This is a genomic window from Gilliamella sp. B2889 (assembly GCF_026536885.1).
GTDB lineage: Bacteria > Pseudomonadota > Gammaproteobacteria > Enterobacterales > Orbaceae > Gilliamella > Gilliamella apicola_E.
Window position 1 is genome coordinate 224,492 of the sequence record NZ_JAFNNF010000004.1, and the last position, 20,614, is coordinate 245,105.

The following is a 20,614-nucleotide window of genomic DNA, read 5'->3' on the forward strand; positions in this document are numbered from 1 at the left end:
AATAACCTCTTATCTATCAAGATTTCCTTTTTAAATACGCTTCAATACGTTTGCGAATAGGTTCGTTAATTTGATCGGAAAGTTGTAAACTTATTAATAGTTTTGCAATATTCTCTTCAAGATTTATATTCAAATTCACCGCTTTACCATTTTCAACATCACGGTTATTACCTTGAATATTTAGTCCTAATTTAGCAATTTCATTTTGATAACTCACCATACCCGACAACTTAGTATAATGAAAATTTTTGATTATATCAGTGAGAATTTTCATATTCGGGTTAGCTTGGGCATAATTTTTCAGTGCCGTATTTTCAAACTGTAAATATCCTTCATTAACCGTAACTAACTGGCCGTTTTTTATGACGACTTCATTAAAAGCTGTCCCTTTTTTACTGGACGGTAATAATGTTATTGGCAACGTGCCATCAATTGCCCCATCTCCAGCTAAACCATCAGCAGGATATTTAGCCAAGATATCTTTCAATTGTATCTTTTTTAGCCTTAAATTAAATTGTTGGGGTAATTTAGCTAAATTCAATTGTCCCTGATCAAGAAAAACTGAGCCAGAAAAAATAGCGGCTTGCGCTTTCGTCCATTTCACTAACCCTTTACTCGGAGCATTTAGCGATGCTGAATAACTACCTGCTAATCTAATCTTCTCGAAATTAACACCAATATTAACTTGTTGAATAGTTAATGCGGGCGTTGAAATAGTAAATTGATTGTTATTAAATGAAATATCGATGTTGCCAACTGCGGATTTAAATTCAGTCGCTTTAAATATGCCATCAAATTTATTAATTGTTAATGTTGATTTTGCATTAATTTGTTTCGATTCAAGCGAAATAGGTATTGTTACTTCAAAGGTCAGCTTCCCTACTAATGGTTTAACAATTAAGTCATCTGAAAATTTCGCTTTTTCAATATTAAATAAAGCGTTGTCTGAACTCTTTAAAATAACTTTATCGCTAGTTAAAACCCCTGTAAATGGTAAAGTCAGATTACCTTTTTCTATTCCAAATTGATTCAAGGAAGTCGTCAAGACCCCCTCTTTGATTTCGAAGCAAGAATTTAACTGATCAAACGAAAGGTTAGCAGTTAATGTGTGTTGATTATTACTTGATAGATTAAGTTGTATTGTATTTTGTTCTTTAGTGGCCTGAACCTTCAGGTTAACTAACTCTTTTTTCTGTTGATAAAATGTTAAAGAGTCGACATTGATATTATTTGGAAACCAATAAATGATAGTCGATACAGTGGAAGAATTAGGAGAAGATTGATTGAGCTCTTGTGTATCTGTCACCTTTGGCAAGCCTGATTTATCAGTTGAATCGGACCAGTAAATATCAATACTTTTTGCCGTAAAGGTTGACAACGATAGTTTGACATTGCTCGCTTTTAACGATAATTGTGGCTGTTGTGAAATAGTTAGTTCATCAAAAGATAATCCGCCGAGGCCGATATCAATACCTTGCCAATCTATAGAAAGATTATGTTCATCCTTGAATGATAACCAATATCGCCAACCATATAAGCTTAATATCACTATTATGAGTAATATAAGAGATGGAATCCAATAACGTTTTTTTAAGCGAGCCATAATAAACTCTCAACAAGTGGATCGCCGAATAGTATCGGCGATTATTATGCTTGTTCTCTGTTAGCAATATAAGCCAATGCCTTGTCAATTCTTGCTAATGTACGTTTTTTACCAACAGCATAAACCGTTGCATCTACAGAAGGCGATTGCCCAATTCCCGTTACTGCAACACGAAGTGGCATACCTACTTTACCCATCCCGACTTCAAGCTCGGTGGCTGTTGCCTCAATAGCATGATGAATTTTATCAATTTGCCAATCAAAATCTGAAATTGCTGCAATTTTAGCTTTGATTGCCTCTAAAGGTTCTTTTGCAACAGGTCGTAAATGTTTTTTAGCTGCATCAGCATCAAACTCATCAAAATCTTGATAACAATAAGTACATGATTCAGCCATTTCTTTCAATGTTTTACAACGTTCACCAAATAGTTTCACTATAGTAATTAAATCAGGACCTTGTGTTAAATCATAACTTTGCTGATTCATATGCCAAACTAAATGCTGTGCAACATAATCAGCATCTAAATGATTAATATAATGATGATTTAACCATAGTAATTTTTCAGTATTAAATGCACTGGCAGATTTACTTACTGCATCTAATGAAAAGAAATCAATCATTTCTGGTACGGAAAATATCTCTTGATCGCCATGAGACCAGCCTAGACGAACTAAATAGTTAAGCAAGGCTTCTGGCAGATAACCATCATCACGGTATTGCATCACACTCACTGCGCCATGACGTTTAGAGAGTTTTTGTCCATCGTCACCTAAAATCATTGATACATGACCATATTCAGGTAATGGTGCGCCTAGTGCTTTTAAAATATTAATTTGACGAGGCGTATTATTAATATGATCTTCACCACGAATAACATGGGTGATTTCCATATCCCAATCATCAACAACGACGCAAAAGTTATAAGTTGGAGAACCATCAGTGCGACGAATGATTAAATCATCCAGCTCTTTATTGGCAATTTCAATAGGACCACGAATTAAATCGTTAAAAATAACAACGCCATCGACCGGATTAGCAAAGCGAACAACATGTGGTTCGGTATGTGAATGCTGTTTTTGTACTTCATCACAACGACAATGACCATCATAACGCGCTTTTTCGCCTTTTGCCATTTGCTCTTCGCGCAATTTTTCTAAGCGTTCTTTTGAGCAAAAGCAACGATAAGCCGTTCCATTAGCTAACATTTCGTCAATAACTTGATTATAACGATCAAAACGTTTAGTTTGGAAATATGGACCTTCATCCCATGATAATTTTAACCAATTCATACCTTCCATAATCGCATCAATCGCCTCTGGTGTTGAACGTTCAAGGTCGGTATCTTCAATACGCAATACAAAGGCGCCATGCGCATGGCGGGTATAAAGCCACGAATAAAGCGCAGTACGTGCACCACCAACATGTAAGTAACCAGTTGGGCTTGGTGCAAAACGGGTTTTAATTTTCATGAAATAATCCTATTAATAAAGAGCCCTAAATGTCAATTTATCACTTATGCTCTTTTTATTTAACCGCTTTCCATCAATAGGAAAGGCAATTGCAATAAGTTCAATTTAGTTGCTTATTTTAACACGTCAAAAGGTTTGAGCAAGCCGTCAGTAATAGACAAAATTAGCAACTAATTTAAGTAGTTACTCAATATAAAATCGAGTATAAAAATATAAATTATCAAAGTTATTAATGAGCTTCATCCCAATTATTACCAATACCAACATCCACTTTTAATGGTACTGAGAGTTGATAACAATTTTCCATGATAGATTTAATAGATTTACTATATTCACTAACAAGCTCTTCTTTAACCTCAAATACAAGTTCATCGTGTACTTGCATTAACATTCTGATATTACCGTTAGGCTGGGCTTTAATCCATTCACTCATCTTGATCATAGCTGTTTTAATAATATCAGCTGCTGTACCTTGCATTGGCGCATTAATTGCTGCACGCTCAGCCCCACGTTTTTCATTAACTCTAGATGAAGTGATTTTTGGTAAATATAATCGTCGTCCTGATAAGGTTTCAACATAGCCCTGCTCTGATGCCTGTTGACGAATTTTGTCCATATACATTTGTACGCCAGGATAACGTTCAAAATAACGATCAATATAGAATTTTGCTTCTTTACGAGGAATATTAATTTGTTTAGATAACCCAAAAGCACTCATGCCATAAATTAATCCGAAATTTACGGCTTTAGCTCTTCTTCGCTCTTCGGCGGTAACTTCTGGCTCTGGTTTACTTAGAATTTCACTCGCTGTCACTCGATGAATGTCTTTATCATGGGCAAAAGCATTTAGCAAACTTTTATCCTGCGATAAATGCGCCATAATACGTAGCTCAATTTGCGAATAATCAGCTGAAATAATTTTATAACCTTTTGGAGCGATAAATGCTTGGCGAATACGGCGACCTTCCTCGGTTCGAACAGGAATATTTTGTAAATTAGGGTCGTTTGATGATAATCGTCCAGTTACAGTACCAATTTGGTTATAATTGGTATGAATTCGGTGATCAATTGGGCTAATCATCAACGGTAGTTTATCTGTATAAGTATTTTTTAATTTGGCTAATCCTCGGTAATATAAAATTTTACGAGGTAATACATATGTATTTGCTAATTCATTTAATACTTCTTCACTAGTTGAAGGATCACCTTTAGGCGTTTTTTTGAGTACGGGTAATTGGTGTTTATCAAATAAAATTGCTTGAATTTGTTTTGGTGAACCCGGATTAAATTTTTCACCCGCAAGGAATTGTAACTCTTCTTCAGTATCCTTTAATATTTTGCTAAGTTCTTTTGAATACGCTTTTAATTGTTCAGCATCAACAAGAACCCCGGTTCTTTCCATGTCAGCTAAAATAATTGCTAGTGGCATTTCAATGTCTGAAAATAACTTAGTGAGTTTTTCATTTTTCTCTAGCTGTGGCCATAATTTTTGATGTAATTGAAGAGTAATATCCGCATCTTCTGCTGCATATTGAGTTGTTTTTTCAACATCAATAGTATCAATACTTGATTGTTTTCTACCAACTTTAGTTAATTCATCATAAGTAATTGTTTTATATTTCAAATAGCGTTTTGCCATACTATCCATGTCATGTCGTTGAGTGCTATTTAATACATAGGACTCTAACATGGTGTCATAAGCAATACCCTGCACTTGAATGCCATAGTTCGCCAATACACTGTAGTCAAATTTGGCATTTTGGACGATTTTTTTGATTTGAGGATTCTCTAATATTGGTTTTAATTTTGCCAATACATGATTAAGCGGTAACTGCTCTGGAACACCAAGGTATTGATGAGCTAGAGGAATATAAGCAGCTTGATGTGGAGTAACACTTAGCGATATCCCAACAAGTCTAGCATGGAAATGATCGATATTATCCGTTTCCGTATCAAATGCAAAGCCTTCGCAACTATTTAATTTTGCAATCCATTCATCTAATTGTGTATCGGTTAAAATACATTGATAATCCTTTTCGTGTACTTCAGTCTCTAGCTCTTCTTGGTCAATCGAGGACAATTCCCCTTCAATTTCGACATGAATTTGACTTTGCTGATTTAAAAAGTTACCCGTGATTAATTCTTGTTGCCAACGGTGGAAATCATAATAAGCAAACAATTCAACTAATTTAGTTGCATCGATATCACCTATAAGCAATTGTTCCGTCGTAAAATCTAATGGAACATCCGTTTTAATTGTCGCCAATAAATAACAAAGGTCAGCTTCTTTTTTATGATCAGCCAATTTACTTTTCAATGATTTAGCACCACGAATAGGCAATTTTTGAATTTCATCCAAATGGCTATAAATATCATTTAAACTTTCAAAATGCGTTAATAAATTTAGTGCCGTTTTTTCACCAATTCCCGGAACACCAGGAATATTATCAGACGTATCACCTCTTAGTGCTAAATAATCAATCATTTTTTCTGGTGGAACACCAAATTTTTTCATAACACCTTCTGGGTCAAGAATTGTGTTATTCATGGTATTTATTAGTGTGATTTTATCACTGACTAATTGTGCCATGTCTTTGTCACCAGTACTGATTAGTACCTCAAGATTTTCTTTTTCCGCTTGTCTAGCCAATGTGCCTATCACATCATCAGCCTCAACACCATCTACACAAAGCAGTGGTAATCCCATCGCTTTTAAAATAGTATGAATTGGTTCGATTTGAGGTCGTAAATTTTCTGGCATTTCTTCTCGAGTAGCTTTATATTCGCTATAAAGTTCATTACGGAAAGATCCGCCACTTGCATCAAAAACGACAGCAATATGAGTTGGATCATATTGATTTATTAGACTGCGTATCATATTGACCACACCAAAAATAGCCCCAGTAGGTTCACCTTTGGAATTAGTTAATGGAGGGCATGCAAAAAAAGCACGATAAAGATAAGAAGAGCCATCAATCAAAATAATTGGCGTATTATTTGGCATTAATAGTTACCCAAATGTTATTTAATACAGTTATTATTAGTATAACCTAATTAGTAACAATATTCTTGTGAGTACCGATAATATAGTGTAAAAATATTCGAGATCGCATCGATCTTTAAGTCAAATTGATTAATTAAAAATACTGTATATCCCTATATCACTATTATATAATACTGATATCTATTTTCGTCTGAGTATCAAATAAATGACAGAATTAAGTCCTGCAGCACAAGAGGTCAAAAAAGCACTAGCAGCTAAAAATCTTGAAACCCCATCATGTCGTTTACCTATGGACAATAGCGAACGGAAAGCAAAAATAGAAGCGCATTTCCGAGAAATCATGAAACTTATGGAACTTGATTTGAGTGATGATAGCCTTGTTGAAACTCCGCATCGCGTTGCAAAAATGTATGTTGATGAGATATTTTCCGGACTTAACTATCATAACTTTCCCAAAATCACCCTGATTGAAAACAAAATGCAGGTTGATGAAATGATTACCGTTCGTGATATTACTTTAACCAGTGTTTGTGAGCACCATTTTGTGACCATTGACGGTAAAGCCACCGTTTCTTATATCCCAAAAGATAAAGTGATTGGTTTATCAAAAATCAATCGGATTGTTGAATTTTTTTCCCAGCGCCCGCAAGTGCAAGAAAGATTAACCCAACAAATTTTGGTGGCACTACAGACGCTATTAGGAACAGTTAATGTTGCTGTTTCAATTGACGCTACACACTATTGCGTTAAAGCTCGAGGTATTAAAGATTCCAATAGTTTAACGACCACGACCGCATTAGGTGGAGGATTTAAAACGAATCCAAGCACCCGACAAGAGTTTTTGCGCGCATTAAATCATTAATAATATAAGGATATTGAATGAAATATTTATCACTCATGTTTATGATACTGTTTATTACAGCATGTTCTGAACAGGAATCTAATCATAATGATAAATTTATTGGTTTTTGGGTTGAAGGCGGTCCGGATTATAAACATACGGCGTCGATCGCCAATCTTGTTGAAATAAGTAAACAAGGAGACAATTACTTTATCAATGAAAACTACGTTTATGGTAATGGTCAAACCATTGCGATGCGAAAACTCACAAAATCACAAGACTATTTCGACGGACTGGCTTATCCATCAGAAAGAAATTTTGGTTTAGAAAACAAAGTGACTATGGATGATGATACAAAAATCGGTATATTTAATACCCATTTCTTTCGAATTTCAAAAGAAGAAGCAGAGCACATTAAACGCGATGTAAAAGAGTGCGAAGAGATAGAAAAAAACCGTTTTTTTATTCCTAATGAGCAACAAGCTGAATATAAAAAACGGGCAAAAGAACTGGCTTATTGTCGGATTTTTTGGTAACAAACCAAATTCACGCCAATCTAAATTCAGTGGATTTTTGTGACAGTCGTATGGGAATTGATTATTCATCAAAATCCCAAAATCAAATACAACCGAAAATCAACTTTATATTACGTGCATCTTTAAGAAAGATTGGTATAATTCACAGCTATTTTAGTTAAAACATCACAATTAATAGCACGCTTTCATGAAGATCATTCGCGGTATTGATAATTTAAACAATCAATTTACTCAATGTGTACTTACATTGGGCAACTTTGATGGCGTGCATTTAGGACACCAACAATTAATTAACCATTTAATAAAACAAAGTAAGAAATTAAACTTACCAACAGTGGTTATGTTATTTGAGCCTCAACCTTTAGAGTTTTTTTGCAAACAAAATGCTCCCGCTAGGTTAACGTCTTTTAAAGAAAAAGTGGAATTAATTAAAAAATTGGGTATCGACTATATTATTGCGGTGCCATTTACCCAAACCTTTGCCAATATGTCAGCCCCAGATTTTATTCAAGATTGGTTGATAAACAAATTACAAGCTAAATATATTGTTATTGGTGATGATTTCCGATTTGGTCGTGAGCGTAAAGGTGATATTAATCTTTTACAACAATATACTCATAACAATCAATTTGTAGTAGAAAGTATGCCTACGTTTGTTTGGAATGATTTAAGGATCAGCAGTACGGCTGTTCGTGAAGCATTATTTAATAGTGATTTTAAATTGGCTCATTGCCTTTTAGGCCGTGATTACGCCATTGAGGGGAAAGTGGTTCATGGCAATGCGTTAGCCAGACAATTAGGATTACCGACAGCCAATATTCATTTAAATCGAAAAAAACCCGCTTTACAAGGCGTCTATTTTGTAAAAGTCAAAAACTGTTGTAGTAATCAGCATTATCATGGCATTGCCAATATCGGTATAAGACCAACCATTGAGGGCAAAAAGGCTATTTTAGAGGTTAATCTATTTGACTTTTCAGGTGATATTTATGGACAATATTTAGACGTTATATTCGTTCATAAGTTACGCGACGAGAAAAAATTTGATTCGCTAACCGATTTAAAACAACAAATTGCACAAGATGTTTGCACTGCGAAACAGATCAGTGCAAAATTAACCAATTAAAAAGTAGTTTCAACAAAAATTAACTGGAATAAATCAGCATGACAGACTATAAAAACACATTGAATTTACCGGAAACCGGATTCCCTATGCGAGGTGATCTTGCTAAACGTGAACCGGCGATGTTGCAAAATTGGTACGATAAAGAACTTTATCGCAAGATCCGTCAAGGCAAAAAAGGCAAAAAGGCTTTTATTCTGCATGATGGCCCTCCTTATGCAAACGGAAAACTTCATATTGGTCATGCCGTTAATAAAATAATTAAAGACATTATTATCAAATCAAAAGGCTTAAGTGGTTATGACTCCCCATATATTCCAGGATGGGATTGTCATGGTTTGCCGATTGAGCAAAAAGTCGAGGAGCAAGTCGGTAAACCAGGTGTAAAAGTAACACCAGCTGAGTTTCGCCAAATTTGTCGTGATTATGCTGCTTCACAAGTTGAATTACAAAAAGCTGATTTTATTCGCATGGGTGTGCTTGGGGATTGGCAAAATCCATACCGTACAATGGACTATGATACTGAAGCGAATATTATTCGTGCTTTAGGTAGAGTGATTCAAAATGGGCATTTAGTCAAAGGTGCTAAACCAGTTTATTGGTGTACAGATTGTATGTCAGCTTTAGCGGAAGCTGAAGTCGAATATTATGATAAATCATCGCCCGCAATAGATGTAAAATTCAAAGCCGTAGATAACCAAGCTGTTGCAAGTAAATTTGGTGTTAATACCGACCTAACTATTTATGCCGTGATTTGGACGACAACACCTTGGACATTACCTGCCAGCCGAGGTATTGCCTTAAATGCTGAATTTGAGTATCAACTAGTACAAATAAACGATAAAGAATGCTTAATTTTAGCCGCTGATCTGGTCGAATCAGTCATGAAACGTGCCGAAATTTCAGAATGGAAAGTACTTGGCAGCTGTAAAGGTGATGCACTTGAGCTGTTACGCTTTAAACATCCTTTCCTTGAGTTTGATGAACCAATTGTACTTGGTGAACATGTGACAGTTGACGCAGGTACAGGTGCAGTGCACACGGCGCCTGGTCACGGCGTTGAAGACTTTTTAGTTGGCCAAAAATATGGGCTTGAAGTTGCTAACCCAGTTGGTGGCAATGGCTGTTATTTACCTGGAACAGGTGTTGGTTTAGATGGTTTATTTGTTTTCAAAGCCAATAAAGTGGTAGTTGAACTATTAAAAGAACGCAATGCTTTACTACACTTTGAAAATATTGAACATAGCTATCCTTGTTGCTGGCGACATAAAACACCTGTTATCTACCGTGCAACACCACAATGGTTTATCAGTATGGATAAACAAGGTTTACGTGCTCAATCACTAAAAGAGATCAAACAAGTTCGTTGGATTCCAGATTGGGGACAAGCTCGAATTGAAACTATGGTAGCGAACCGTCCTGATTGGTGTATTTCACGTCAACGCACATGGGGCGTGCCTATGACGCTATTTGTGCATAAAGAAACTGAAGAGTTACATCCAGACACACTACAACTAGTTGAGAAAGTGGCTAAATTGGTTGAACAAAACGGTATCCAAGCATGGTGGGATGCCGATATTAAAGATTTATTAGGTCCTGATGCTGATGATTATCGTAAAGTGCCCGATACACTAGATGTATGGTTTGATTCAGGCTCAACATTCTACTCAGTGGTTGGCGTGCGTCCTGAATTTGCAGGACACGAAGCCGATATGTACTTAGAAGGTTCAGATCAGCATCGTGGTTGGTTTATGTCTTCATTAATGCTATCAACGGCAATTGATAACAAAGCACCGTATAAACAAGTATTAACTCACGGTTTTGTGGTCGATGGACAAGGACGTAAGATGTCTAAATCACTTGGTAACATTGTGACCCCACAAGAAGTGATGAATAAACTTGGGGCAGATATTTTACGTTTGTGGATTGCATCGACTGATTATTCAGGCGAAATGAGTTATTCAGATGAAATCATTAAACGTGCAGCCGATAGCTACCGTCGTATTCGTAATACCGCACGCTTCTTACTGGCTAACTTAAATGGTTTCGATCCAGCTAAAGATATGGTTAAACCAGAAGATATGGTAGTACTTGATCGTTGGGCTGTCAGTATAGCTAAAGAAGCTCAAGAGCAAATCATTCAAGCTTATGAAAACTACGATTTCCATAGAGTCGTACAACGTATTATGCAATTTTGCTCAATCGAAATGGGCTCATTCTATTTAGATATTATCAAAGATCGTCAATATACAGCTAAAAGCGATAGTGTTGCGCGCCATAGTTGTCAAACTGCGTTATATCATATCGCTCAAGCGATGGTTCGTTGGATTGCACCAGTTTTATCATTCACTGCTGATGAAATTTGGCAATATCTACCTGCTTCTGGAAAATCTGAATTTGTATTTGAAGATGAATGGTATACCTTGCTATTTACCTTATCAGATAGTGAAACATTAAACAGTGCTTATTGGGCTCAAATCTTAGCTATTCGAAGTGAAGTCAATAAAGTTTTAGAACAAGGCCGTAATGATAAAGTTATCGGGGGATCACTTGAAGCAGCGGTAACCCTTTATGCTAATAGCGAAATAGCAACAGCACTCGCTAAATTAGAAAACGAATTACGCTTTGTATTACTGACTTCACAAGCGACGGTGAAACCTTTAGAAAATGCACCACAACATGCGGTACAAAGTGATATTCAAGGTCTTAAAATTGAGCTTGCTAAAGCACAAGGCGATAAATGTCCTCGTTGCTGGCATTTTACAGTTGATAACAACCCAACCACTCACTTATGTAAACGTTGTGAACAAAACATTCATGGTAATGGTGAAGTTAGACATTTTGCCTAAGTGATATAAAAATAAATAGGGCTATAAAAATAATTTTATAGCAATTAAGAACACTTACCGCCGACGATTGTCGGCGGTATTATAATAATGAGCATAAATTATATGAAAAAAGATAACGGACTTCACTGGTTATTATTTGCAGTTGTAGTTTTTATTATCGATATCGCAAGTAAATTCTGGATTATAAATAATTTTTACTTATTTGAATCTGTAAATCTTTTACCCTTCTTCTCTATCACCTATGTACATAATATTGGCGCAGCTTTCAGTATTTTTGAAGGTCAACGATGGATACTTGCTGCCGTAGCTTTTGCTGTTAGTGTCGTAATTGTTTATATGTTATATCGCAGTAACCATAAGCAAAAATTAGAAAATTTTTCATTAGCATTAATTTTAGGTGGTGCATTAGGAAACCTATTTGACCGTCTTTACCATGGATTTGTTGTCGACTTTCTAGATGTCAATTTTGGTGATTGGCACTACCCAACTTTTAATATTGCTGATTGTGCGATTTGTTTAGGTATTGGATTTTACATCCTAAGCAATTATGCTAAAAAGACTGACTAATATGCAGATTATACTCGCTAATCCTCGTGGCTTTTGTGCTGGAGTAGATCGAGCTATTACTATCGTTGAACGCGCGCTTGAGCTATTTGGTGCTCCTGTTTATGTTCGCCATGAAGTTGTACATAATCGCTACGTAGTTAACCGTCTTAAAGAACTTGGCGCAATATTTATCGAAGATCTCAATGATGTCCCAGACGACAGTATCCTTATTTTTTCTGCCCATGGCGTATCTAAAACAGTTCGTGATGAGGCCAAACGTCGCCAGCTACGAATATTCGATGCAACATGCCCTTTAGTAACTAAAGTTCATATGGAAGTCGCCAGAGCAAGCTATCGAGGTGAAGAGGTTATTCTTATTGGTCATGCTGGCCATATTGAAGTAGATGGCACGATGGGACAATATAGTAATCCAGCTGGTGGAATCTATTTAGTCGAATCAATTAAAGATGTACAAAACTTGCAAGTAAAAAATGACAATCATCTCTGTTTTACAACACAAACAACCTTATCGGTTGATGATACCGCAGAAATCATTGAAGCGTTAAAAAATCGATTTCCCAATATTCGTAGCCCTCGTAAAAACGATATTTGTTATGCCACCACTAACCGCCAACAAGCAGTTAAGCAGTTATCATCTCAAGCCGATATTGTCTTAGTGGTTGGATCTAAAAATTCATCAAACTCCAGTCGATTAGCAGAGCTTGCAAGACGAAACAGCAAAAATGCCTACTTAATCGACTACGCCTCAGACATTAATCTTAAATGGCTAGAAAATGCCCGAACTATTGGCGTAACCGCTGGCGCTTCTGCCCCAGAAATTTTAGTTAAACAAGTTATTGAGCATCTAAAAAGTTTAGGTTGCACATCAATGATTGAAACCGAAGGTATTTCAGAAAATATTACTTTTGAAATTCCCAAAGAGTTACGTATAGAAGTTAAAACAACTGATTAAGAAAAGTGCGTTAGTTGCTTAAATTTTTGCAATAATTCGTCTTGAGTTTCAACATGCTCTGGATCAGCAATAATCGCATTTTGAATTGGACAAACGCGTTGACAGGTAGAATGATCATAATAACCGACACACTCAGTGCATTTATTTGGATCAATTTCATAAGTATCGAACCCCATTGAAATGGCCTCATTTGGACATTCAGGTTCACACATATCACAATTAATACACTTATCAGTTATTTTTAACGCCATTGCTACAATATATCTTTAACGAATAAAAAATTTGCGCCATTATAACGCAATCCTAAATAAATCCTAATACGGATCTACATTTACATTGAGTATTGACAAAACTTTTGCAAAAAATTTTGAGGAACGGGGTTTTTGAAGGTCTAAAATTGCATAAATTTGGAAATTAAAGCCTAATGCATATCAAAATAAGTGTTCCTAATCAGATTATCCACCTAAATAGTTATTGGAATTTTAGAATTATTTTAGAAACTTATCAGCTTGACGCGAAAATAGTTTTATTAGTAAATTGAACAAAGGAACGGCTCAAAGCTTCACTAATTTTCATTAGTAAGTTAATTAGGAATTGCCTACTTTTTTGTGCAATAAACAGGTATTCCTATGTATGATTATCTAATGATATTTATAATTAAATTTTTAAGTACATATTGAAAGAAAGGTGATTTTTCTATCAATTCAGAAATATCTTTAATATGTTATACAGTTAAAAATTTTCATAAAAATTACAATTTATTATCTTTAGTTATCATTGCAAATGAAATTAATACGATACAATGCTCAAAAAATAACAAAAACGAAAGGATGAAAAATTGGCAAAATTCTTTAGATTCAAATATATCGTTATCTTTATTGCCACTTTAGTTGTGCTTTATTTAGGAAAATTAATTTTTTTTCCTTCAGAGCAGGCCGTTAATTATATTACGTCGCCAGTAACGAAAGGAAATGTTGAGAAAACGGTTCTTGCTGATGGCACTATAAGCGCTTTTAAACAAGTTAGTGTTGGTGCACAAGTTTCTGGACAAATCAAAAAATTGTATGTTGAACTTGGCGATGAAGTTAAGCAGGGAGATATGATAGCTGAGATTGATGATCTTAAACAAAGTAACGATCTCAAACAATCTGAAGCAAAATTAAACAGCTTGGAAGCTCAGCGTACATCTAAGCAAGCAAAATTAGTTAACTATCAACTAACTTATGAACGCCAATTAAAACTGGTTAAAAAAGGGGTTGGTGTCCAATCAGATTTAGATTCAGCAAAAGCCGATCTTGATGCAATCAAAGCTGATATTGCAGCACTTGATGCAGATATTGTTAGCGCTCAAGTGGCGGTTGATACTGCAAAAGTTAATTTAGGTTATACCAAAATACGCTCACCAATTGATGGTGTTATTGTTGCCATTCCTGTCGACCAAGGGCAAACGGTAAACTCGGTACAAAGTGCTCCGACTATCGTTAAAGTCGCTCAATTAGATAAAATGACCATTGAAGCACAAATTTCGGAAGCCGATGTTATTGGTGTTAAAAAAGGTATGCCCGTTTATTTCACTATATTAGGACAACCAAACAAGCGGTTTGAGGGATTAACATTAAGATCGATTGAGCCTGCACCTGACTCAATTAATACTGAAAACTCTACGTTAAGCGCATCATCTACCACCAAAAGTGCAATTTACTACAATGGTTTATTTGATGTTGATAATCCTGATCATCTTTTACGTATTTCAATGACAGCTCAAGTATATATTGTGTTAGCTGAAGCGAAAAATGTACTGACTATTCCATCCCAAGCTGTTCAAAAAAATTTAGCAGATAATAAAGCGATTATTTATCTACTTGATCAACATAATAATGTTGAAGAACGAGAAGTCAGTCTAGGTATCAATAATAATATCAATGTGGAAATCAAATCGGGACTTAAAGAAGGTGAAGTCGTCATTATTGGTAGTAACAATGGCGCATTATTTAATCCTAATGGACGCACGCCGAGGATAAGATTTTGATATGACAAATAATCCACTTATCAAACTTGAGAATATTGTTCGTGAATTTCCAGCCGGTGATTCAACCATACAAGTGCTTAAAAATATCAATTTAACGATCAATGCCGGTGAAATGGTTGCCATTATTGGTGCGTCTGGCTCAGGCAAATCGACGTTAATGAATATTTTAGGTTGTTTAGATAAACCAAGCTCGGGGGTCTATACCATTGGAGGTCGTACCACCAATAAATTATCACCCGATGAATTAGCTGAATTACGTCGTGAACATTTTGGATTTATCTTTCAACGCTATCATTTATTAAGCGCCTTAACTGCACAAGGTAACGTTGAAATTCCCGCCATTTATGCAGGAATCACTAATGAACAACGAAAAAAACGAGCTATTGAAATATTAACGCGTTTAGGGCTTGAAGATAAAATTAGTAATAAACCCAGTCAATTATCAGGAGGTCAACAACAGCGTGTCAGTATTGCTCGAGCCTTAATAAATGGCGGACAAGTTATTTTAGCAGATGAGCCAACAGGCGCACTTGACCGTAAAAGCGGATTAGAAGTTATGGCTATCTTGCGAGAACTTCATAAACAAGGGCATACTGTGATTATTGTAACGCATGATAGCAATATTGCCCAAAGTGCAGAGCGAATTATTGAAATCAGTGACGGAAATATTATCTCAGATTCAATCAATCCTAATTATCAGGTAGAAGAAAAAAAAGATAATCGCCAAGTTAAACAGATCGAAACTACTAAAACCCAAGACAACTTTCAAGCTAAATACAATCGTTTTCGAGACGCCTTTAATATGGCGATATTGTCGATGCGTTCTCAACGATTACGCACTTTTCTAACCATGCTTGGTATCATCATTGGCATAGCCTCTGTCGTTTCCATGGTTGCATTAGGAGAAGGTACAAAACAAAAAATACTCTCGAATATAAACTCATTAGGAACAAGCACGCTAGAGATTTATCCCGGTAGCGGATTTGGGGATCGTAATGCAGATAAAATTACCACCCTACGCTCATCCGATGCTGACTTTTTAGCGAAACAGAATTTTGTTCATAGCACAACCCCAAATCTGGCAACATCAGTCTATTTTCGAGTCAAAAATTTGGCGATGACTGGTACAGTAAATGGTGTGGGAGAGCAATTTTTTGCCGTTCGTGGTTATAACATCACCCAAGGCATTGCTTTTGACCAAGCTAGCGTTGCATCATCAGCACAAGATGCCGTTATCGATGAAAATACCGTTAAACAGTTATTTAAGAATGAAAATCCAATTGGAAAAATTCTTATGGTGGGTCAATTACCGGTAAGAATAATTGGTGTTGCCGCCAAACAACAACAGGGATTTGGTAATAATGAGAGTCTTAATATCTGGTTACCTTATACCACTGTCATTAATCGCATGGTTGGACAAACATCGTTAAGAAGTATTACGGTTCGGATTAATGATAATGTTGATTTATCAGTTGCTGAACAAGCGATTAATAAAATCATGATACAACGGCATGGTGTTAAAGACTTTTTTATCTTTAATTCAGATAGCATCCGCGAAACAGTTAATTCTTCGGCTTGGCTATTAACATTATTAATCTCAGCCATTGCATTTATCTCACTGTTAGTGGGTGGGATTGGTGTTATGAATATCATGCTAGTATCCGTCACAGAAAGAACCCGAGAAATTGGCGTACGCATGGCAGTGGGTGCACGTTCAAGTGATATACTGCAACAGTTTTTAATCGAAGCAGTATTAGTGTGTCTAATCGGCGGAACATTAGGTATTTTATTATCATTTATGGTCGGTGGAATTTTTAATTATTTTGTCACAATATTTGCAATGCGTTTTTCAATCATTTCAATTATTGCTGCCTTTAGCTGTTCAAGTATAATTGGCATAATTTTTGGGTATTTTCCAGCAAAACGAGCCGCAAAACTTGATCCAATTTATGCATTAGAAAGAGAATAAAAAGCGCTGTTAAAATAAAATCCCTTTGCACGATAAACTGCAAAGGGATGACAATTTGTTAATAACTGTTTAAAAATTAATTATTTTGTTCTTCACTTTCAGTTTTTTTATCGTTTTCTACCTTAACATGCGGATCTAAATCCACTAAGTAGGCAGTAACTCTCGCATAATCTTTGACATAATCAGTGGTATTTTTAGTATTAAGACCACGCGAGTTCACAAAAAACTTACGATTAACCACAACAGTTGGAATTGACTCCGGTGTTAATTGATTATAGGCCTCAGTTTGTTGTGTCATAAACGCTTTAACTAAAAAACTTTGTTTGGTTTTATCAAACTGTTCAGCATCAACACCTAAGTCAGCAAAGACAGCTTTAATATCATCAGCAGTTTTTAATTTACGCTCGGTTTGCACTGCTTTATAAAGAGCATCTGACACTTTATCTTCAATACCTAATACATTAGCCACCGCCCATGCTTCAGCTAGCTCTTTAGCTAATGGACCAAAATTTTCTAAATGGTAACGTTTAAATTTAGTACCATTTGGTAAAGCTTTAGCAATCGCGTCTGTTGCATGATATTCGCTTTCAAATTTAAAACAGCTAGGACAGTTGAATGAGAAAAACTCTACAACCTCTTTATCTGGAGAGGGTTCAAATGGTAAAACTCCATATTGTTCACCTTGTTCAATCGGTTTTAGCTGCTCAGCAACATTTGCTGTAGCGGGTTGAGTATCATTTTTATTATCTGCCGGCGCTTCTTGCGCAAAACAGGTTATAGAAGTTAATAATACTCCAATAGCAATAAGCGTTTTTTTCATTTAATTTATTCTCCTTATTCTTTAATAATTCCGCGAGCTTTTAATATTGCTGATTTAAAATCATCTTCATAATCTTTTTTTAATCCAGGTATAGCTTCGTTTTTATCTGAATTACGCATTTTTAAATGATAAATTAAAACTTCATCACTAAGATCTTTTAAATTACCATCAAAACCAGCTTCTTTACCCAATTTATCTAAAAGCTGTAATAAATTGAGATCTGAATCATTTTCCCAAGCTGGTTGTAATAACTCAATTAACTCATCAATACGATGACATTTCATAATAACTACCTTTTAATTATTCAACTAAGTTGATAGATGATGACATAAACCTTTATGTTAATCTTTACCTTACAATCTATATATTAATAAGCTTCTAGTATATACTCGGCTTTAAATTTAAATTGTCCATTTAAAAGATTCATAAACAAGTATATTTTATGTCTAAAAAATAACTTTGCTATATAGTAATGTTATTTTGCTTTTTGGCAATGTAAAAGAGAAAGAATTTATGGAAAAACTGCCTATTACTGCTATTATTTTAGCTGGTGGTCAGAGTAACCGCATGAATGGTGTGGATAAAGGCTTGATGTTATTAGCTGGGAAACCACTTTTTCAACATGTAATTGATCGCATCAAACCTCAAGTCGATTTTATAATGATTAATTGTAATCAGCATGCTGATCAGTATGGCTCGCTAAACTACCCTATTTTTGGTGATGATTTAAAAGGATTTTTAGGGCCGCTTGCCGGAATCTATAGTGGCTTATTACGAAGCAATACAGATTGGAACTTATTTGTTAGTTGTGATACCCCTTTTTTACCAGATGATTTGCTCGCTCGATTAGCAAAATTTTCAGCTACTCATCAAGCTATTTTTCCTTTTGATGGTAAGGATAATCATCCAACCATTTTATTAATCAATAAATCTGTCATTGCTCAACTAAAAAAATATTTAGAAAACGGTGATCGCAAACTGATTCTGTTTTTAAAGAAGATTCATGCAACTGCTGTTGATTTTAGCGATACGCCTACTAGTTTTATCAATATTAATACAGTTGATATGCTAGAAAGTGCCAATTTGGCAATTGAGGCGAATAAATAAATCACAAATCGAGCCTTTTTATGCATTAGCTTATTGATTTTTTTGTTTAAAAACCCCGTTCCTCAACTTTTTTTATATTTTAATTATTAACAGTTTGATAGATAAAAACTTACTGTCATTTTTTAAGCAATTTTTTTAATTCTTGAGCAAAGCTTTCTATTTCAACTTCTTGTGTTGACCACGAAGTGCAAAAACGTAAACAAATATGGTTTGGATCACTTTGCCCTAAATTATCCACAGCATAACGTGAAGTAATTTTTTTGGCTAATTGATTCGGTAAATTGACAAACAGCTGGTTGGTTTGTGGTTTGGCTGCAAAGGTGAATCCCTCATTTTCAAATAAGTTTGTAAGTTTTTCAGCCATCATATTGCTATGTTTGCCTAATGAAAGATAAAGGTTATTTTGCATTAACGCTTTAAATTGTACAGCTATAATCCAACTTTTAGCTAATATTGCTCCTTTTTGTTTCATATTAAAACGGAAGTCGCGATTAATAGTATGATTGTTAAATACCAACGCTTCACCAGCAAAACCACCAACTTTAGTGCCACCAATATAAAATACATCGGTATACTTGGCTAAATCAGGGAAAGTAATGTCATTATCTTTAGCGCCTAATGCCATAGCTAAACGCGCACCATCTAAATAAAGATATAAATGATTTTTTTGACAAAATTGATACAGTTTTTTTAGCTCTTGTTTGGTATATAGGGTACCTAATTCGGTAGTGTTGGAAATGTATATGAGCTTTGGTTGAACCATGTGCTCGTCACAATGATAATCTAAAACAGGTTTTATGGATTCTGGTGTTAATTTTCCATCTTCAGTTTTCACCGTTACAACCTTATGCCCTGTGGCTTCAATTGCACCCGTTTCATGCACATTGATGTGTCCGGTTTCCGCTGCAATCACAGCCTGATATGGTTTTAGTATATGTGAAATGGTTGTTAAATTGGTAATTGTCCCACCAGCTATAAAATGTATGTCTGCATTCGGGGATTTTAATCTTTTCCTAATCTGATCGATTGCATCATTACAACAATCATCTAAGCCATATCCAATCAACTTTTTATTATTGATATTGATAAATTCTTCTAACAATTTAGGGTGTACTGTTTGATTATAATCATTTAAAAAATCGTACATATCATTAATCTTGTATAAAATAATATTTACGTTTAAATATAGCACGTTATTGTTGAGAATCTATGAATAATAAAAAAATTATTGGTATTACTGGATATAGTGGATGTGGTAAAACCACTTTGCTAAAAAAGATTATTCAGTTAATGGTTTTGCAAAATATTAAAGTAGGTTCATTAAAACATGCCCATCATGATATTGAGTTAGATATCCCTGGTAAAGATAGTTATGAGCTACGCAAATCGGGGGCATTACAAACTATTGTTGCCTGCGATAAACGTTACGCATTGATTGAAGAAACACCAGATACCCCAGCAGATCTAAAAACGCTTATTAATCGGTTTACCGATGTTGATGTGATATTAATTGAGGGATTTAAAGATGAACAAATTCCTAAAATTATGTGTCATCTAAAACAATGTCAAAAACCATTATTTATTGATGATTTTACCATTGCTGTTGCTAGCGATGAGCCGTTAATAACATCTTTACCTGTATTAGATATTAATCAACCAGAGCAAATTGTGAATTTTATAAATAATTATTTATTTTGCCGTTAATATATCGTATTTTACTTAACTGTTTTTTTAACTAATATTAT

Annotated in this window: 17 protein-coding genes; 10 read left to right on the plus strand and 7 right to left on the minus strand. The window is 35.1% G+C overall.

The window, feature by feature from the left end:
* Positions 1–16 precede the first annotated feature (16 nt).
* The 3 genes from J3U09_RS08130 to polA all read right to left on the minus strand — a co-directional run bounded on the left by J3U09_RS08130 (position 17) and on the right by polA (position 6,076).
* Positions 17–1,603 (minus strand): intermembrane phospholipid transport protein YdbH family protein, encoded by a 1,587-nt coding sequence (locus tag J3U09_RS08130; RefSeq protein WP_267357794.1) that lies wholly within the window; start codon positions 1,601–1,603, stop codon positions 17–19.
* A gap of 44 nt (positions 1,604–1,647) precedes the next feature.
* Complete coding sequence (gltX, locus tag J3U09_RS08135) at positions 1,648–3,072, minus strand: glutamate--tRNA ligase (RefSeq protein ID WP_267357796.1); 1,425 nt, start codon at positions 3,070–3,072, stop codon at positions 1,648–1,650.
* Between the two features lie 229 nt (positions 3,073–3,301).
* Entirely contained in the window at positions 3,302–6,076 is a 2,775-nt protein-coding gene (gene polA / locus J3U09_RS08140; protein WP_267357799.1) for a DNA polymerase I, read from the minus strand.
* A gap of 205 nt (positions 6,077–6,281) precedes the next feature.
* Between polA and folE the strand changes: the two genes are divergently transcribed.
* From folE to ispH, 6 genes are all read left to right on the plus strand, one after another.
* Positions 6,282–6,938: a GTP cyclohydrolase I FolE gene (gene folE, locus J3U09_RS08145; RefSeq protein ID WP_065563824.1), complete on the plus strand. Its 657-nt coding sequence runs from the start codon at positions 6,282–6,284 to the stop codon at positions 6,936–6,938.
* Positions 6,939–6,955: 17 nt separating this feature from the next.
* Complete coding sequence (locus tag J3U09_RS08150) at positions 6,956–7,453, plus strand: hypothetical protein (RefSeq protein ID WP_065563825.1); 498 nt, start codon at positions 6,956–6,958, stop codon at positions 7,451–7,453.
* A 187-nt stretch (positions 7,454–7,640) separates the two neighbouring features.
* Positions 7,641–8,579 carry a bifunctional riboflavin kinase/FAD synthetase gene (ribF, locus tag J3U09_RS08155; protein ID WP_267357802.1) on the plus strand — a complete coding sequence of 313 codons (939 nt, stop codon included), beginning with the start codon at positions 7,641–7,643 and terminating at the stop codon, positions 8,577–8,579.
* A gap of 38 nt (positions 8,580–8,617) precedes the next feature.
* Positions 8,618–11,425, plus strand: coding sequence for an isoleucine--tRNA ligase (gene ileS, locus J3U09_RS08160; protein WP_267357803.1), 2,808 nt, complete (start codon positions 8,618–8,620; stop codon positions 11,423–11,425).
* A gap of 102 nt (positions 11,426–11,527) precedes the next feature.
* On the plus strand, positions 11,528–11,992 hold the full coding sequence (gene lspA, locus J3U09_RS08165) for a signal peptidase II (protein WP_065733549.1): 465 nt from the start codon (positions 11,528–11,530) through the stop codon (positions 11,990–11,992).
* A 1-nt stretch (position 11,993) separates the two neighbouring features.
* Positions 11,994–12,944, plus strand: a complete 951-nt coding sequence (ispH, locus tag J3U09_RS08170) for a 4-hydroxy-3-methylbut-2-enyl diphosphate reductase (protein WP_220225367.1) — start codon at positions 11,994–11,996, stop codon at positions 12,942–12,944.
* Here the strand turns inward: ispH and J3U09_RS08175 are convergent.
* A complete protein-coding gene (locus J3U09_RS08175) occupies positions 12,941–13,195 on the minus strand; it encodes a YfhL family 4Fe-4S dicluster ferredoxin (protein WP_267357805.1) in 255 nt (84 codons plus the stop codon). The two genes, ispH and J3U09_RS08175, sit on opposite strands and share 4 nt — an antisense overlap.
* Positions 13,196–13,782: 587 nt before the next feature.
* On the opposite strand from J3U09_RS08175, the gene J3U09_RS08180 reads away from it, so the two are divergent.
* Positions 13,783–14,973 carry an efflux RND transporter periplasmic adaptor subunit gene (locus J3U09_RS08180; protein ID WP_220225368.1) on the plus strand — a complete coding sequence of 397 codons (1,191 nt, stop codon included), beginning with the start codon at positions 13,783–13,785 and terminating at the stop codon, positions 14,971–14,973.
* A 1-nt stretch (position 14,974) separates the two neighbouring features.
* Positions 14,975–16,942 carry a MacB family efflux pump subunit gene (locus J3U09_RS08185; RefSeq protein ID WP_220225369.1) on the plus strand — a complete coding sequence of 656 codons (1,968 nt, stop codon included), beginning with the start codon at positions 14,975–14,977 and terminating at the stop codon, positions 16,940–16,942.
* Positions 16,943–17,018: 76 nt separating this feature from the next.
* Here J3U09_RS08185 and J3U09_RS08190 read toward each other — a convergent pair whose 3' ends face one another.
* A complete protein-coding gene (locus J3U09_RS08190; RefSeq protein ID WP_267357808.1) occupies positions 17,019–17,762 on the minus strand; it encodes a DsbA family protein in 744 nt (247 codons plus the stop codon).
* Positions 17,763–17,776: 14 nt separating this feature from the next.
* On the minus strand, positions 17,777–18,046 hold the full coding sequence (locus J3U09_RS08195) for a YihD family protein (RefSeq protein WP_065563832.1): 270 nt from the start codon (positions 18,044–18,046) through the stop codon (positions 17,777–17,779).
* Positions 18,047–18,275: 229 nt separating this feature from the next.
* Here J3U09_RS08195 and mobA point away from each other — a divergent pair, with 229 nt between their 5' ends.
* Positions 18,276–18,869, plus strand: a complete 594-nt coding sequence (gene mobA, locus J3U09_RS08200; RefSeq protein ID WP_267357809.1) for a molybdenum cofactor guanylyltransferase MobA — start codon at positions 18,276–18,278, stop codon at positions 18,867–18,869.
* A gap of 115 nt (positions 18,870–18,984) precedes the next feature.
* On the opposite strand, the gene J3U09_RS08205 is transcribed toward mobA, so the two are convergent.
* Positions 18,985–20,016 carry a threonine aldolase family protein gene (locus J3U09_RS08205; RefSeq protein ID WP_267357810.1) on the minus strand — a complete coding sequence of 344 codons (1,032 nt, stop codon included), beginning with the start codon at positions 20,014–20,016 and terminating at the stop codon, positions 18,985–18,987.
* 62 nt (positions 20,017–20,078) lie between these two features.
* Between J3U09_RS08205 and mobB the strand changes: the two genes are divergently transcribed.
* Entirely contained in the window at positions 20,079–20,573 is a 495-nt protein-coding gene (mobB, locus tag J3U09_RS08210) for a molybdopterin-guanine dinucleotide biosynthesis protein B (protein WP_065563835.1), read from the plus strand.
* Positions 20,574–20,614: the final 41 nt, after the last annotated feature.